Below are 13,588 nucleotides of genomic sequence, written 5' to 3'. Positions count from 1 at the left end.
CCATGCGACGACTGGCGATTTATCCGGGAACGTTTGACCCTCCCACCCTCGGGCACCTCGACGTTATCGAGCGTGCGTCGCGTCTCTTTGACAACCTTATCGTCGCGGTGGGGACCAACTCCTCAAAGAATCCGATGCTCAGCGCTGAGGAGAGGATAGAAGCCCTGCGAGGCAGCGTCGCCTCGTTCTCAAACGTGAAGGTTGAGGCGTTTGACGGCTTGCTCATTGACTATGCGAAGAAGGTCGGGGCGAAGGCGTTTGTCAGGGGTCTTCGTGCCACCGCCGATTTTGAGTATGAATTTCAGATGGCGATGGTTAATCGCCGCCTTGCAGAGGAGATCGAAACCGTGTTCTTGATGACGAAGTGGGAACACAGCTACCTTAGCTCCAGCATCGTGCGAGAGGTTGCGCTGCTGGGAGGAGACTTTGGCGAGATGGTTCCTGCGGCTGCGGTTGAGATTATTAAGAAGGCGTTGAGCAGGCGGTAGAAAGCTATCAGCTATCGGCTATCGGCTATCGGCTATAAGTGGTTGTACTTCACTCCGTTGGCTTCACTCTGACGAGCCAAACCGAGCATGGGGATTCGGAAACGACCTCTGAGGATACGCTGCCGAGCAGCGCTCTTTCGATGGTTCCGTGCCGCGTTGCGCTGAGCACGACCAAGTCCGCCTTGTGATCTTCGGCTACTTTCTTGATGAGGTCGGCAGGGCGGCTAAGCTCTGTCTCCCCATAAACGTTCGTCGCACAACCGTCGAGCTGGCTCTTGCTTGCTTCGATCGCCGCGCTGGCCATCTCTTCGTCGTATTGATAAAACTCCTTGAACGACGCGGGCTCGATGCCAGAAGGAAGAACACCGAGGGGCTGGGCACAAACGACGCCGAGCTCTGCGAAGGAGAGCGGTCCCATCATGGCGACTTCGTCTAAGGCGACTTTACTGCCGGGCGAGCCGTCCACCGCGATCAAGGCGGAAAGCTTGTCCTTCTGCTGAACAATGGGCCAGCTCTCTTCGGCTGTCATCCCTTTATAGGCGCGGGCAATGAGCAATGAGCAAGGGGCATCGTGCGCCATTTTTCTGGCGACGCTTCCGAAGATGAGCCCCTTCAAGCCACCCATGCCTCGGCTTCCAATTACCGCTAGTTGAATATCGTGCTGCTTGACCAATTCAACCAAGCATCCGCCGATCTCGCCTTCTGGGATAATGCCCTCGGCTTCGAAACCAGCCTCACGAAGTCGCGAACAAACCTGATCGACCAGCCCTTGGGCATGTTCCCTGCTTTGATCGATCATGATCTGCGCTTGCTCTGCGAGGGCCATGCCGCCAAAGGGCTCCAAACCTGTATAAAAGAGATTCGGAGAGGTTACGACGCAAGCAACGGTTACCCGAGAGCCTTTGAGACCGGGCATCTTGGAAAGGAGAATCTCTCCCAACCTTGCGTGGTTAGAACCATCCGTCGCAAGCAAAATGTTCATGGTTATCCTTACGCTGACCTTGGGTCAATCCTTACAGAGAAATTCAGACTACGCTATTTCTCCCAATCCAAACTTATCGTGGAGGGCACGAACCGTTCTTTCGCTGTCCACTTCAAGCACGAGCACGCTCAGTGAGAAGTCGGAGTCGGAGGTTTGTAGAACGGGGATGTCTTGCTCTCGAAGTGTTGTGAGTACATCGAGATACACGCCAGGCTGTCTTAAGTACTCACGCCCGACCAAGGAGACGACCGTGCAGTTTTCTGTGAGCTGAATCGGGATCGTCGTCACTCGCTTTAGAGACTCAAGCAGGTCCGCCTGGGTTTCAGCGGCTTTACTGAGCTTCTGACCGATGTAAAACATATGCACGGACTCGTCGCCGGGCATTGAGAGGACCAACGCATCCAGCAGGTCTTCGACGACTTTGTAATGGTCGCGCGGAACGGCAAATCCGAATCCCTCTGCGCTGTGGTTCATCATAAAGAGGTTCAGCTCGTAGCGAGCCATCATCTCATAGACTTTGGATTCGATTTGCACTCGGTGTTCGGGCTTGCAGTTTTGCAAATCAAACTGTAGGCTGACCAATCTTGCCGTGTGCGTTACGCCGGTAACACGCCTTCCTGGGATCGAATCCTGGCCTGTGATTTCCGTTCCAGGGTCGTCACTGAATGTATTCTTGACCCAGAGTGGAATCGAGAATTTCATGGCGATTTCGGCGGCTCTGGGGTGGACAACTTTAGCACCCAAGTGGGCAATTTCGGCGACTTCATCGTAAGTCACCTGGCGCAGGGTTTTGGCGTTCTTGACGTAGTCGGGGTCGGCGGTTTTTACGCCATCCACGTCTGTAAAGATCTCTACCGCGCTTGCGTGCAACGCCGCGCCAATCGCGGCAGCAGTGGTGTCCGACCCGCCTCTTCCGAGCGTGGTCAACTCACCGCCGGGCAGGCCTGGGCGCTTGACGAAGGTGCCCTGGAAACCACAAACGACCGGGATGAATCCTTCCTCCAATGCCTCGACAACGGAGATGGGGTTGATGCTCACGATGCGGGCATTGCCGAACTGTCCGTCGGTTCGAATTCCGGCTTGGCCCCCACGAAAAGCTTGGGCGGCGTGACCCAGGGTTTTGAGCGTGTGGGCAAAGATCGAAGCGGATAAGATTTCGCCGCAGGCGATAAGCAAGTCCATCTCGCGCTCGTCCGGCTCAACTGTTGGGTCAATCGCCCGGATCATGTTCATGAGGGTGTCGGTTGCGTAAGGATCGCCCTTGCGTCCAATGGCGCTCACGACGACAACCGGCATACATCCCTTCTCTTTTTCAGCAATGACGCGCCATGCCGCGGTTGCTCGTGATTCGGCGGTTTGCACGCTAGTTCCGCCGAACTTCATCACCTTGATGTTCAAGCCAGACCTCCGTGAATCTGACCCAGTTCGACAGCGAGGCGGTCTGCTTCATCAGCCGGGCAAACGATCAGCACACGGTCGTGCATATCGCTCAGGTGTTCCAGCTCTATTCCGGTTCGAATAGCTGTCGAAACGACAAGTGCAATGAGTCCCTGCTCATCGCGCATATTCACGGCATGGACCATCACGATGGACCGGCTCCCTGTGACCTCGTACTGTGCACCAAAACTCTTTAAGGTTTTCTCGGCAAGCTCAGCTTTGTCCTGAGGCATTACGAACGACAGGCCGGTTTGGGTGAGTTTTAAGAAGTCGACGCTGATGCCGGCTTTGGCGACGGTGGCAAGGATGTCTAGGCGTTTGCCATCCAGCGGCGCGGCAAGGTTTAGGACCTCGACGACGGCATAGCCTGGCCTGACTTCGACGGTGTGAATTCCGCGCGGCTTTTCAAATTCGGTAAGGACGTTCATCTCTTTGGCATTCTTTGGGAGTGCGCGTACTGATTCGCGCTTGCGGTCGGTGATTTATCGCCGACCTTTGACCCCACTTCATCTCCGAACGGCCACTCTGCCGCGTCGAACCGGGCCAAGTTTACACGCATCAGGTGATGTGTTGAGGCCCACCCTGAGACCACCGCCGTTACACAGGGCGTCCGAGTGGCAATTGTGAGGTCTGCACAGCACAAACTCCCCTACTCGAATGATCTAATGGGCATGGTTTGGACCGCCGTTATGCCAAAAGATTCAAGCAAGAAGAGTCGAACCTTATTCGCAGTTCATCCCTCCAGGATCTTCTCTGCCTGTTGCCAAACTGCTGCATCAAACTTGAGCTCGCTCGCCTCGACATTTTCTTTGATCTGTTCCACCCTTGAAGCGCCGACGATCACGCAAGAAAGGTTAGGCTGCCGTAGACACCAAGCCAGGGCAAACTTCCCGACCGTCGTTCCGAGCGATTCGGCAAACGCTTTCAACTTTTGGACGCGGGTCAATACATCGTCGGTGAGCAAGTTCCCCATGAACATATTCGACTTATCGTCCGCTCCGCGTGAACCTGCTGGCAGCGGCTGGCCGGGCACGTACTTGCCCGTAAGAACACCCTGAGCCAGTGGTGAGAATACGACCTGTCCGATGCCGAGTTCGGTGCAAGCAGGGATGACTGCGTTTTCGATCCCCCGGTTCAACATGTTGTAAACGGGCTGGTTCGATGCGGGCGGCATGCAGTTCATCTCTTTGGCGAGATGATAAGCGTTCATGATCTCGTGGGCGGGCCACTCGCTGGTGCCCCAGTAGAGGATTTTGCCCTGGCGGATGAGATCGTCCATAGCGCGGACCGATTCGTCAGTTGGAGAATCGGGGTCGTAGCGGTGAAACTGCATGATGTCGACGTAATCGACTTCAAGACGCTTGAGCGAGTTGTGTACGGATTCGAAGATGTGCTTTCGGCTGAGGCCCCGATCGTTGGGACGGTCCGACATAGGGAAATAGCATTTCGTACCGATTACGATATCTTCGCGTCGGAATCCTTTGATGGCTTTTGCCAGACTCTTTTCAGCTTCGCCAGCATTGTAAACATCGGCTGTGTCGAAGAAGTTGATTCCGAGATCGAAGGCCTCTTTTACAATCGCGTTGGTCGTATCGTCGCTGATCGAGCGGCCCTGTGTCAGCCAGCCACCGAGGGCGACCTCGCTAACCTTGATTCCGTAGCGCCCAAGTTTTCTATATTGCATCAGGGTCAGGTTACCTTGAGCGGGATAGATCGTTGTTCGTGCAATTTTTTGACGAGACCTTACTTGACAACTATAAGGAATGACCTTGGCACGCGACCCTCTTCGAGCGACTTCGCCGGGAAGTCCTGAATCGCGGCAAGCTTGCCCGAGGCAATCGCCTCGGCGAGGAAAAGTCGCCAGCTCGCCTGAGGGTCTGACACCAGCGCTTGACGGCGTTCTGACGTGTACGGAACGGCCTCGCCAGCCACCCCTGTGGCCCTCAACCATTCGATGCGATCTTCGGAAGACCAAAAGCCAAGGTTCACGTAAACATGGGTGAAACCCAGATCGCGAAGCGCCTTCGCAAGATCATCCCCCGAAGCCATCTCGTCATAAGGAATGATCGTGCAGTGCCCAGGATTCGCCCAGAAGTAGGCGGGCTCAAGCAGATAGCCAAAGACTTCGTCGTAGAGCGCGATCTTGCCTGACTTGGCGGCTTCGTTCAGGAGCTGTGCGGGCTCAAAGAAGGGGATCGCCTGGGACATGTACTCCTCCCTCGTCTCCTTGCCAAGGACGACTGGGAGCTTCGGTGTTGTTGTGGTCGTCCAGACCATCCAAAGGGAGTAGACAGCTTGTAATGCGATTGCAGCAGATAGCATCGGCCCGGCCCGGAGGCGTGTCACTCCTGCACCGGCAAGGAAAACTAGGGGCAGGGCAAAGTTCATCCCGTATCTGCTCTGCTGGCTTAGGAAGAACCACATACCGAGCGAGACGAAGGTAGAGAAGAGGATTCCGCCTTCGAAGCGTCCGGCCCGGCCCGCGAGCATCCAGAGCATCGCGGCTACCATGGTGACCGCTCCGAGAGCGCCGAACGGGAATCCGTGTCCTTCGGTTTGGCCGGGGTTCACATAGCGTCCGGGCTGATAGGCAAGGCCAAGGATCGCATGGCCGATTTGTGTGACATCGCGACCAGTTTCGGTTCGTCCGACACCAAACGTTTGCTGCTCATTGCGGTAGATTTGCGCGTTGAAGTCGCTCCAATTCTTGCCTCCCAGCTTCTCATAAAAGAAGGGGAAAACGGGATTCCCTACGACAACGGCGTTGCGAACGTACCATGGTGCGCCGATCAACACGCCAACGATGGCGATCAGCACTCCCCCTTTCGCAACCTTTGCGAAGTTGGGTGTGCGCACAGCGAGTGCGAATAGAGCGGCGAGAAGAACGACTGTGACTTGCAGGCCAGTGTATTTAGAGCCGATGCTAAAGCCAAGGAAGATCGCTGAGAGCCAGAGATACCGCTTATCGAACTTCTCTCCCCACATCAGAGCCAAAACAACCGCGAGCCCAGAGAAAAGCCCATGAGCAACATCGATGTAAGCCGAGCCCGACTCCCAAAGCACGACGGGAACTGTGCAGAACGCAAGCAAGGACCACCATGCCGCCTTGTCACCGTACTTTTGGCGTGCTATCCCGAAAACGGTAAAGGCTCCAAGGATGGAGAAGGCAAAGATAGTAGCTTTTGCCGCGCTGCCATCGCGCCAGAGCAAGTTCAGATTCTCGACCAAAAATGGGAAGTTGCTGTGGTGGATGTAGGGGATGTAATAAATCTGACCGGCTTGCTGCCAGAGCTTTGGTACGGCGAGATGATAGGCAAGGGAGTCCCAATCGTTGATGTCGCTTGGGGCGAGAACAGCCACAAGAGCCACCACCGCGCAAAGAAGACATGCCGCAGTGACGAAGAAACCGACGCCCGCCGGTTTAGCGATAGGAAGGTCTAATGGGCGCAGGAAAGTCTTTCTGAATAGGATAGCGACGAGAAGCATCGCGATCAATAGGTGGAGATAGCCAAACGTCTTGAGGCTCCCAGGTATGTAGCCCACGAAGAAGAGCAGCCAGCCGACGGCTCCGAGACCAAGAAGCCCAGAAATGCCCAGCCGCGCGGCAGGGTCGATATCCCCTAGCCAGTCTCGCAGATACTGGTGCCAAAACAGGACGAGGACAGCGAGACACAGTAAGGCTCCAAGACCGGCCGCAGGCTCAAACATCGCTCATCAGTATACGCCCCGAGACTCTGGCTTCACCCAAAGAATGACCCTCAAGGTATCTTCACCTCGTGCGACGGTATCTCCGAGTCTATAAGAAGTTCTTTCTCACCTCGATTGCTCGTGAGATGGAGTTCAGGGCGAACTTCTTCGCCAAGATCGCACAAAATCTTGTTTGGGTCGGCTTCGCAATTCTGGTCTTGCTGGTGATTTATCGGAACACCGATGCCATCGCGGGTTGGGGGAAGGGGGATGCGACGATCCTTCTTGGCACAACGATTTTCATGAACGCGCTAAGCGCGATGTTTACGATGGGGCTCATGGAGATCCCCGAACAAGTGCGAAAAGGAACGCTTGATTTTGTGGTGACCAAGCCTATCGACTCGCAGTATTGGGTGTCTCTCCGGAAGTTTCACTTCGAGCAGAGCGGGGTCGCGCTGTCTGGCCTGGCGATCATTATTATCGGAGTTGTGCTTAGCAAGGCCCATCCGTCGTTGATGGATATTTTTGGATACGCGACTCTGACCTTGTGCGCGGTCATCATCTTCTACTCGGTGAATTTGATCCTGATGACCCTCGGCATTTACTTCGTGAGAGTCGAGAATCTTTGGGTGCTAGGCGATACCGTTATCTCTGTCGTACGCTTTCCTTTGGATATCTATCCGAAGGCGCTGATTCGTTTCCTCACTTTTGCGGTGCCGATGGCTTTTCTGGCTTATGAGCCAAGCAAACAGCTTACACAGGGCATTCAAATCAGCATGGTCGGCTTGGGGATTGGTTGGGCGTTGGCTCTCTTTTTGGCGGCTCGTGTTTTCTGGCACAAATCTCTTGTGCACTACTCAAGCGCCAGCAGCTAATCGCACGCGAAAAAGCCCTGCGAAGATGAACTTCGCAGGGCTCAAGAGGTTGGCTTGTGAGAGCCTAAGGAGCGGCCTTGATCTTCATCTCAACATGGTCGAGATCGAAGAAGAACGAGAATCCTCGTGCCTTGCTGAAAGGAGCAAGCGTTCGGATGACGATCTTCACTTCGCCTGTCGGGCCAACGTACTTGTTGAAGTCACCGATAGCTCGGACGATTGGCGATCCAAACGTCGTCTTGATCGGGTTCGCTCCAACGAAGTCGTACTTGTTGAGCTGATAGTTCCAGAGGAATGTAAGTCCCGTCACAGACGGAGCGCTCTGCTGTCGCATCAACATCGAGAAGTTGATGGTTCGCAGCTTATTCTTAGGAATGTTGATCTGATAGATGTACTCAGCGCTTGCCGTGAATCCGAGGCCAGCGACGATCGTCGATTTCGTCTTGTAATAATCGGTATCGTCGAACTTCACTGAGTTCAGATCACCGCTGATGTAAGTACCTTCGAAAGTGCTGATCGATTGCGGTCCAAGCGTGATCTCGGGCACGGAACCAGCGCCGTCAACTGCCTTGAAGACGTTGATTCGACCGTGGCCAAAGATGTTTGACGGGCCGATGTTGTCGCAGGTGCTCTCAAGAATATCTTGTACTTCTTGTGGTGATAGCGTGGGGTCAGCGGCCCAGATCATTGCAATCGCGCCGTTGGTCACTGGCGTAGCCATCGAGGTTCCGCTGGAGTTGCCATAACCGCCGCCCATCGTGGTGCTCATGATGTTGACGCCAGGAGCGAAGACGTGGACGCCGGGGCCGAATGCCGAGAAGCTGGCCTTGCCGTCGTTATTGTCGGAAGCTCCGACAACGATAACGTCGGGGTGATTGAACGTCAGGTTGCGGTTATCGTTACCCGCTGCCCAGCACATTAGACCGCCGTTTGCTTTGCAGTACGCGCCTGTCGTTTGAACGGCAGGAGAATCAACGCCGGTAAAGCTGACACTTACGACTTTTGCACCGTTATCGATGGCCCATTGTGCGCCACCGGTCAAGGACGCCATCGAAGCGCCGCCGCCACCCGAGGTGGCTTTGATGCCCATGATTTTGAAGTTCCAGCCGACTCCGCTGACGCCAATGCCGTTGTTTCCAATGGCAGCGGCATCACCGGCACAGTGTGTACCGTGACCGTTATCGTCTTCTACGATGCCACCCGCAGCCTCGGTTGTGTTTGTCACGGAGTTGTAACCGAGAACGCGGTTCGGAGCCAAGTCGGGGTGGTCCGTGTCGATACCGGTATCGACGATTGCGCAGATAATAGTGTTGTCACCCGTCAGGATGTCCCATGCTTGCGGGGCCTGAATCTTCGGGTGGTGCCATTGCTGACCAAAAAGCGTGTCGTTTGGATTGATCGTCGGATAGCACATCCAGTTCGGCACTGCGTATTCGTAGTCGCCGGAGAACATCAGCGACTGCGAGAACGAGTTCTCGTTGTAGCCGATGGGAACGCGCACGATGTATTCGCCTGTGCGGTTGTTTGCCGATACGACAAATCCTTGAATGCGTCGAACAGCGTTTTGGATGCGGTTTGCCGAGATTTGGGGCGACAGACCTTTCTTCTTCCAAGCATCGACTGTGTAGGGGCGAACGATCATTTCGCCGGTGTACTCAATGATGCCAGGCCGCTCTACGAAAGGAGCGCGAGCCTGCGCCATCATACTTGCTGCCGTAACAGCAAACAGCGCGATCATCGTTGTACGAGCAACCGCTGTTCTAAAATTAATGCAATTCTTCCTCATAACCTCTTCACCAAAAATGGGGCAACCCTCGAACTTCGGGACGCGTCCACACACCCGCAAGGTTCAAATTCGTGAACCAAAATCGACAATACACAGTATTACATGCTTTTTCTTTAAAATCCAGAGCCCGTGCCGATGCCAATCGGCTGACCGCGCGTGCCCGTTCCAAAATTTGAACCGAATGGAAAAGCCTTCAAACGGATTGAAAAATACACTTCTCTTCCCGAGCGAAAACCGAAATTATTCTCCAGTACTTCGAGCACGGCTTCGGCGCAGTGCAGGTCATAAATCAGCGAATAATGCTTGCTGTCGAACTTCTTGAGATATCCATTGTAAGTTAGGAGCGCAGCGACGCGCGTCCTTCCGACACGGAATCCGTCGAGGTAAACGTTGAAGTTGCCCCAGACCTGGCGAATGCCATCGTAGCGAGCGCCGATGCTCAGGAAAGTGTCGTTATGGGCGTAGCCCATGTCGAGTGTGAGGTTGCTCCATGTCGAGAGTCGGGGATCGTATGTGGTCTGCCCCCGCATTAAGAATCCATCGGTTGGCTGCCACTCCATGCGAACGCCAACGGGCTGCCATCCTACTTCGCCCTCACGCGAACGAAGGGCGTCAAATCCTGACTGTGCGCCGATCCGAAGCGCAGACGAGAGTTGGAAGTTCAGTTCAGCCGTTCCGTAGCTTGTTCGGCTTGAGCGGTCGATATTCAAGGGAGTGAAGCCTTCGGGCTGAAGGTAGGAGTACCGCAGGTTGAAGGCCGAACGGTCACCCAGGTTGTAGCGCAGGGCGGTGTTGAGGGTGGTGACGTATTGAGCCGTGTCGTCGCTGTAGAACCGCTGCTGAAAACGGGCATTGGTCTGCATGCCGAAGCGACTTCTGCCGTTGTCGGGCCTGTTGAGGTTGAACTCAAAGAAATAGCGTGTAATCGTGTCGCCGATGCGCTGGTCGGTGAATTGTCCTACCGATAAAAGGGATGAGAAAGGCCAATCCGTTTTGGTTCCTCTCCCGAGGAGTCGGCGTGAATCGGTGCTGAGTGTGAGGACGGGAGTTCGCTCAATTGCTCCGAAGAAGTTCTTGTTCTCACCGATAGGAATGCTGCGCTGATAGTCGAGTTCGGCAAGCGCCTGGCTGAGGTCGTATCGACCATTGAAGCGCACGTCGAGTTGCTCGCGCTGATTCGTGTTCGATCCAGACTGGGAGTTGTATCGGTTCCACGATAGATCGAGTAGGGTCCGTGTGTTGAGGCCGTATGTGCGCTGGTCGGAGATCGCAAAGGCCTGGGTCACGCTCTCGAAGTTGGTGGACTCGTTCGCGGAGCGAATAAACGACAGCCTCGTCGTTGCGCCGCGTTGAGGAAACAGCAGCGATGCCCTTGTTTGCATGCTTGTGTTCTGAGGCGAGTTGAAAAAGTTGCGCTTTTGAAAGTTATTGTCGAGGCTAAAGATCGACGAACCAAACCGTTGAATGTGGCTCGATACGACTTCGAGAGATTGGGTATCGCCAGCGATGTTGTAGGCGCGCACAAAGCCGGCCGCATTCTCCGAGTCATAGGCGAACCGACCACCGATCCCTGGTCCAAGCTTTTCGTAGTAATCGAGATAACTCGACAGGGCGTTGTTGCCCGAAACCGGAATTCCGATGGTGTTCCGGATGAACCAACCCTCCTCTTGCGTTTGCCCGATCTCGGGGGCGTATCGCTGATTGCGGTCGTCGAGGGGGATCACCAAGTAGGGGATCGTGAAGAGTTTGTGCCCAAGAAGATCGAAGCCTGCTTTGCGGAGGATGATTCGCTTTCCTGGACGAACCTCCATCATTTTAGAGTCGATATGATAGTGAGGGATCTCCTTTTCGCAGGTTGTTAAGAGGCTGTCGTGAGCGGTGAACTCCCGGTCTGTACCAAACCCTTCTCCACCTCTCACATAAACGCTGCTGAGTGTCTCTCCGCCGAGTAGGCTTGGCCTCAATTCAGCGTCGATCTTGAGCGTCCTGAACTTCTTGGTGTCAAAGTCGACCTCAAGCCGTTCGCCCTTTATGACTGCATCCTCCCCGACCAGCGAGGCGTTCCCTCGCAAAACAAAGACGCTCGTGCGTAGATTGCCAACAACCTCGTCAGCGAAGATATCGTATCCGCGATAAAGGACATGCACCTTGTCCTTGATCGTGACGATGTCGCCCATCCTTGTGAGTTGGCTGTTAGTGGATAGGATTCGCACAACTCGGTCTGAGTTTTGCCCCTGAACTGGGGTGGGCAAACGACCGTCTGCGTCGGCACCCGCAGGGAATCCGGTCGGCTGGAGCGGGGGCTTATTGGGATCTTGTCTCGCATCGGGAGGCGTCTGCGAGTTTCCGGCAGGATCTTGCCCCGTGTGAGCGATAGCGGTGCTGTAAAGCTGAGCCAGACCGGATTGTCCGAATGCGGCGGCTGAGGCAAGGCTGAACAGGGAAACCGTCCACCGCTTCACTCAATCCTCCGCAAGGCGAGCAATCCAAGTACGAGGAAGACGATATTCGGAAGCCATGCAGCGATCATTGGGCTCACGATGCCTTGCTTGCCCAGAATCTCCGTGGAGATGATGTAGGCGTTGTAATAAAGCATCACCAGCACAAGGCTCAGCATCACACCGATAAACGTGCCACCACGGGCAAACAGTACGGCGAAGATTGGTGCAACTAGCGAGAAGATCAGGCAGGCGGCGGGGACGCTGAAACGGGTGTGCAAATTGACTTCGACCGAAGTTGTATCGACTCCGGCTTTCTTGCCGTCTGCGACCATCCCTTGAAGCTCTTTGAGCGTGAGCTCCTCGTTCGTGGGAGGCGAGAAGATGGCATCGAGTGTGATCGGCTCCTCGATTACAAACTCCTTGGGATCGAAAATTCGGAGGCTTGAGCCCTTGATCGTCCAGAGTTTGAGGTTTTTAAATTCGCCCCATATGCCGTCTTTGTAGGTCCCGCTATCGGCACGGTACAACCACACTTCATCGACTCGCGGACGTTCGAACATGAGGATGTCCTTCAGAACAAGACCGCCATCCTGGGTGCGTTGAACGACGCCAACGTTTACGGTGTAGGTGCGGACGTTGACGACGACGTTGGATTTGAAGTCTGGTGTGCCGCCGAGCGCGCCGATATCGCGTTGAATCTTGAGCGAAGCCTTTTTCGCGGCGGGCATGACATTTTCAGCGAGAAAGAAGTTGCCGATAGACACGAGGAAGCCGAAAAAGACCATCGGCATGATCACGCGGCGGATGGACGCGCCAGCCGAGCGCATCGCCGTCAACTCCGTCTCCCGTGCGAGTCTCGTTACCGCGAGCGACACCGCGAGCGACGTCCCGACGGGGAGCGTCATGTTCAAGAAGCCAGGGGTTTCGAAGAGAATAACCTTGAGTGAGGCAAGGATCGGGATCGTGTTCAGCGAGAAGGTCTTGTACTGAAAAATCAGCATGTTGGCCTGGAACATCAGCACGACGGTGATCGTGCCGATCAAGAACGGCACGAACAGCTCTCGAATGACGTATCGGTCGAGAGTTTTCATACAGTGACGGCCTTGTCGTCTCGGAATGCGCGGATAAGAAAATACGTTCCGACGACGAACAGAAAGATGATGACACCGATCGCGACGAGAGGCGCAAAGGCGGTGAGGCTGAGGGGGATTCCCAGAATGGCCATCATCGCGAACATCCAGCAAGCCACCAACCGTTTTGCAATGCTGGGTTTGATGAACTGGCCTTTTGCATAGCTAAGCAAGAACGCGTGTCCGCACTTTTTGCAGAGGATGTGTCCCGGTTCGTTGAGTTCATTGCAGTTGATGCAGCGGATATCGCGCGTTGGGTTCTGCACCATTCCGATTTGCCCCTTCCAGCGCTTGAGCATGTACTTCTCTTCGCTGAATGTGACATCGGATGCGGGGCGCAGGGCTTCTTCGCAAATGGCGACGGCGTGGAGGATCAGCCCTTTGTTGTAGAGGGCTTTTGCGAGCCGCAGCTTTGCGGCGTAGTTGTCGGGCTTGGATCGCAACATCTCGTAGGCACGTTCTATCGCCTCAATGTCGAACGAGGCGAGCGCCATCCTATCCATGGTCAGCCTTGTGATCGGGGTGAGAATGAGGGTGATAACGGCGGCGGCAAAGAAGAGTGGGCGCAGCCCAGGATCGGGCGGGTTCACGGATAGGACGCCAAGAGTTACTCCGAAGCCAAGTCCAACGAGGCCAGCGAGCGTTTCGATCTCTCCGACGATCATCCAGTTGATCATCATGATGCACCAGATGGCAATCGGAACCCAGACGAGGCACATTCCGGCGATTGTTTCTACAGAAAGGTCGAACCCATTGCCCATG

The 13,588-nt window shown here is 55.1% G+C and carries 11 protein-coding genes; 2 read left to right on the top strand and 9 right to left on the bottom strand.

Annotated features, from left to right (window positions below; translation table 11 throughout):
* Window positions 1-2: 2 nt before the first annotated feature.
* A complete protein-coding gene (gene coaD, locus KF784_13750; GenBank protein ID MBX3120126.1) occupies window positions 3-488 on the top strand; it encodes a pantetheine-phosphate adenylyltransferase in 486 nt (161 codons plus the stop codon).
* 49 nt (window positions 489-537) lie between these two features.
* Here the strand turns inward: coaD and KF784_13745 are convergent, their stop codons facing one another.
* From KF784_13745 to KF784_13725, 5 genes are all read right to left on the bottom strand, one after another.
* The gene (locus KF784_13745) at window positions 538-1,470 is read right to left on the bottom strand and encodes a universal stress protein (GenBank protein MBX3120125.1); all 933 of its coding nucleotides are present in this window, start codon (window positions 1,468-1,470) and stop codon (window positions 538-540) included.
* A 48-nt stretch (window positions 1,471-1,518) separates the two neighbouring features.
* On the bottom strand, window positions 1,519-2,868 hold the full coding sequence (locus KF784_13740; GenBank protein ID MBX3120124.1) for an aspartate kinase: 1,350 nt from the start codon (window positions 2,866-2,868) through the stop codon (window positions 1,519-1,521).
* Window positions 2,865-3,335, bottom strand: a complete 471-nt coding sequence (locus KF784_13735) for a hypothetical protein (protein ID MBX3120123.1) — start codon at window positions 3,333-3,335, stop codon at window positions 2,865-2,867. The genes KF784_13740 and KF784_13735 overlap by 4 nt, the downstream gene beginning before the upstream one ends.
* A gap of 305 nt (window positions 3,336-3,640) precedes the next feature.
* Complete coding sequence (locus tag KF784_13730) at window positions 3,641-4,591, bottom strand: aldo/keto reductase family protein (protein ID MBX3120122.1); 951 nt, start codon at window positions 4,589-4,591, stop codon at window positions 3,641-3,643.
* A gap of 59 nt (window positions 4,592-4,650) precedes the next feature.
* On the bottom strand, window positions 4,651-6,615 hold the full coding sequence (locus KF784_13725; GenBank protein ID MBX3120121.1) for a glycosyltransferase family 39 protein: 1,965 nt from the start codon (window positions 6,613-6,615) through the stop codon (window positions 4,651-4,653).
* 68 nt (window positions 6,616-6,683) lie between these two features.
* On the opposite strand from KF784_13725, the gene KF784_13720 reads away from it, so the two are divergent.
* Entirely contained in the window at window positions 6,684-7,469 is a 786-nt protein-coding gene (locus KF784_13720) for an ABC-2 family transporter protein (protein ID MBX3120120.1), read from the top strand.
* 64 nt (window positions 7,470-7,533) lie between these two features.
* Here the strand turns inward: KF784_13720 and KF784_13715 are convergent, their stop codons facing one another.
* The 4 genes from KF784_13715 to KF784_13700 all read right to left on the bottom strand — a co-directional run bounded on the left by KF784_13715 (window position 7,534) and on the right by KF784_13700 (window position 13,587).
* Window positions 7,534-9,255, bottom strand: coding sequence for a S8 family serine peptidase (locus KF784_13715; protein ID MBX3120119.1), 1,722 nt, complete (start codon window positions 9,253-9,255; stop codon window positions 7,534-7,536).
* A gap of 113 nt (window positions 9,256-9,368) precedes the next feature.
* Window positions 9,369-11,717, bottom strand: a complete 2,349-nt coding sequence (locus tag KF784_13710; protein MBX3120118.1) for an LPS-assembly protein LptD — start codon at window positions 11,715-11,717, stop codon at window positions 9,369-9,371.
* On the bottom strand, window positions 11,714-12,787 hold the full coding sequence (locus tag KF784_13705; protein ID MBX3120117.1) for an LptF/LptG family permease: 1,074 nt from the start codon (window positions 12,785-12,787) through the stop codon (window positions 11,714-11,716). Before KF784_13705 ends, KF784_13710 begins: the two co-directional genes overlap by 4 nt.
* Window positions 12,784-13,587, bottom strand: coding sequence for a tetratricopeptide repeat protein (locus tag KF784_13700; protein MBX3120116.1), 804 nt, complete (start codon window positions 13,585-13,587; stop codon window positions 12,784-12,786). Before KF784_13700 ends, KF784_13705 begins: the two co-directional genes overlap by 4 nt.
* Window position 13,588 lies beyond the last annotated feature (1 nt).

The organism is Fimbriimonadaceae bacterium (assembly GCA_019638775.1).
In the GTDB taxonomy this organism is placed as follows: domain Bacteria; phylum Armatimonadota; class Fimbriimonadia; order Fimbriimonadales; family Fimbriimonadaceae; genus JAHBTD01.
The sequence above is the reverse complement of the archived record's forward strand: the minus strand, read 5'-3'. Positions and strand labels throughout refer to the sequence as shown.

Excerpts from the sequence above, each read along its gene's own strand:
- coaD (MBX3120126.1), top strand. The coding sequence starts at position 3 with ATGCGACGACTGGCGATTTATCCGGGAACGTTTGACCCTCCCACCCTC.
- KF784_13715 (MBX3120119.1), bottom strand. The coding sequence starts at position 9,255 with ATGAGGAAGAATTGCATTAATTTTAGAACAGCGGTTGCTCGTACAACG.
- KF784_13745 (MBX3120125.1), bottom strand. The coding sequence starts at position 1,470 with ATGAACATTTTGCTTGCGACGGATGGTTCTAACCACGCAAGGTTGGGA.
- KF784_13735 (MBX3120123.1), bottom strand. The coding sequence starts at position 3,335 with ATGAACGTCCTTACCGAATTTGAAAAGCCGCGCGGAATTCACACCGTC.
- KF784_13730 (MBX3120122.1), bottom strand. The coding sequence starts at position 4,591 with ATGCAATATAGAAAACTTGGGCGCTACGGAATCAAGGTTAGCGAGGTC.
- KF784_13700 (MBX3120116.1), bottom strand. The coding sequence starts at position 13,587 with ATGGGCAATGGGTTCGACCTTTCTGTAGAAACAATCGCCGGAATGTGC.
- KF784_13725 (MBX3120121.1), bottom strand. The coding sequence starts at position 6,615 with ATGTTTGAGCCTGCGGCCGGTCTTGGAGCCTTACTGTGTCTCGCTGTC.
- KF784_13705 (MBX3120117.1), bottom strand. The coding sequence starts at position 12,787 with ATGAAAACTCTCGACCGATACGTCATTCGAGAGCTGTTCGTGCCGTTC.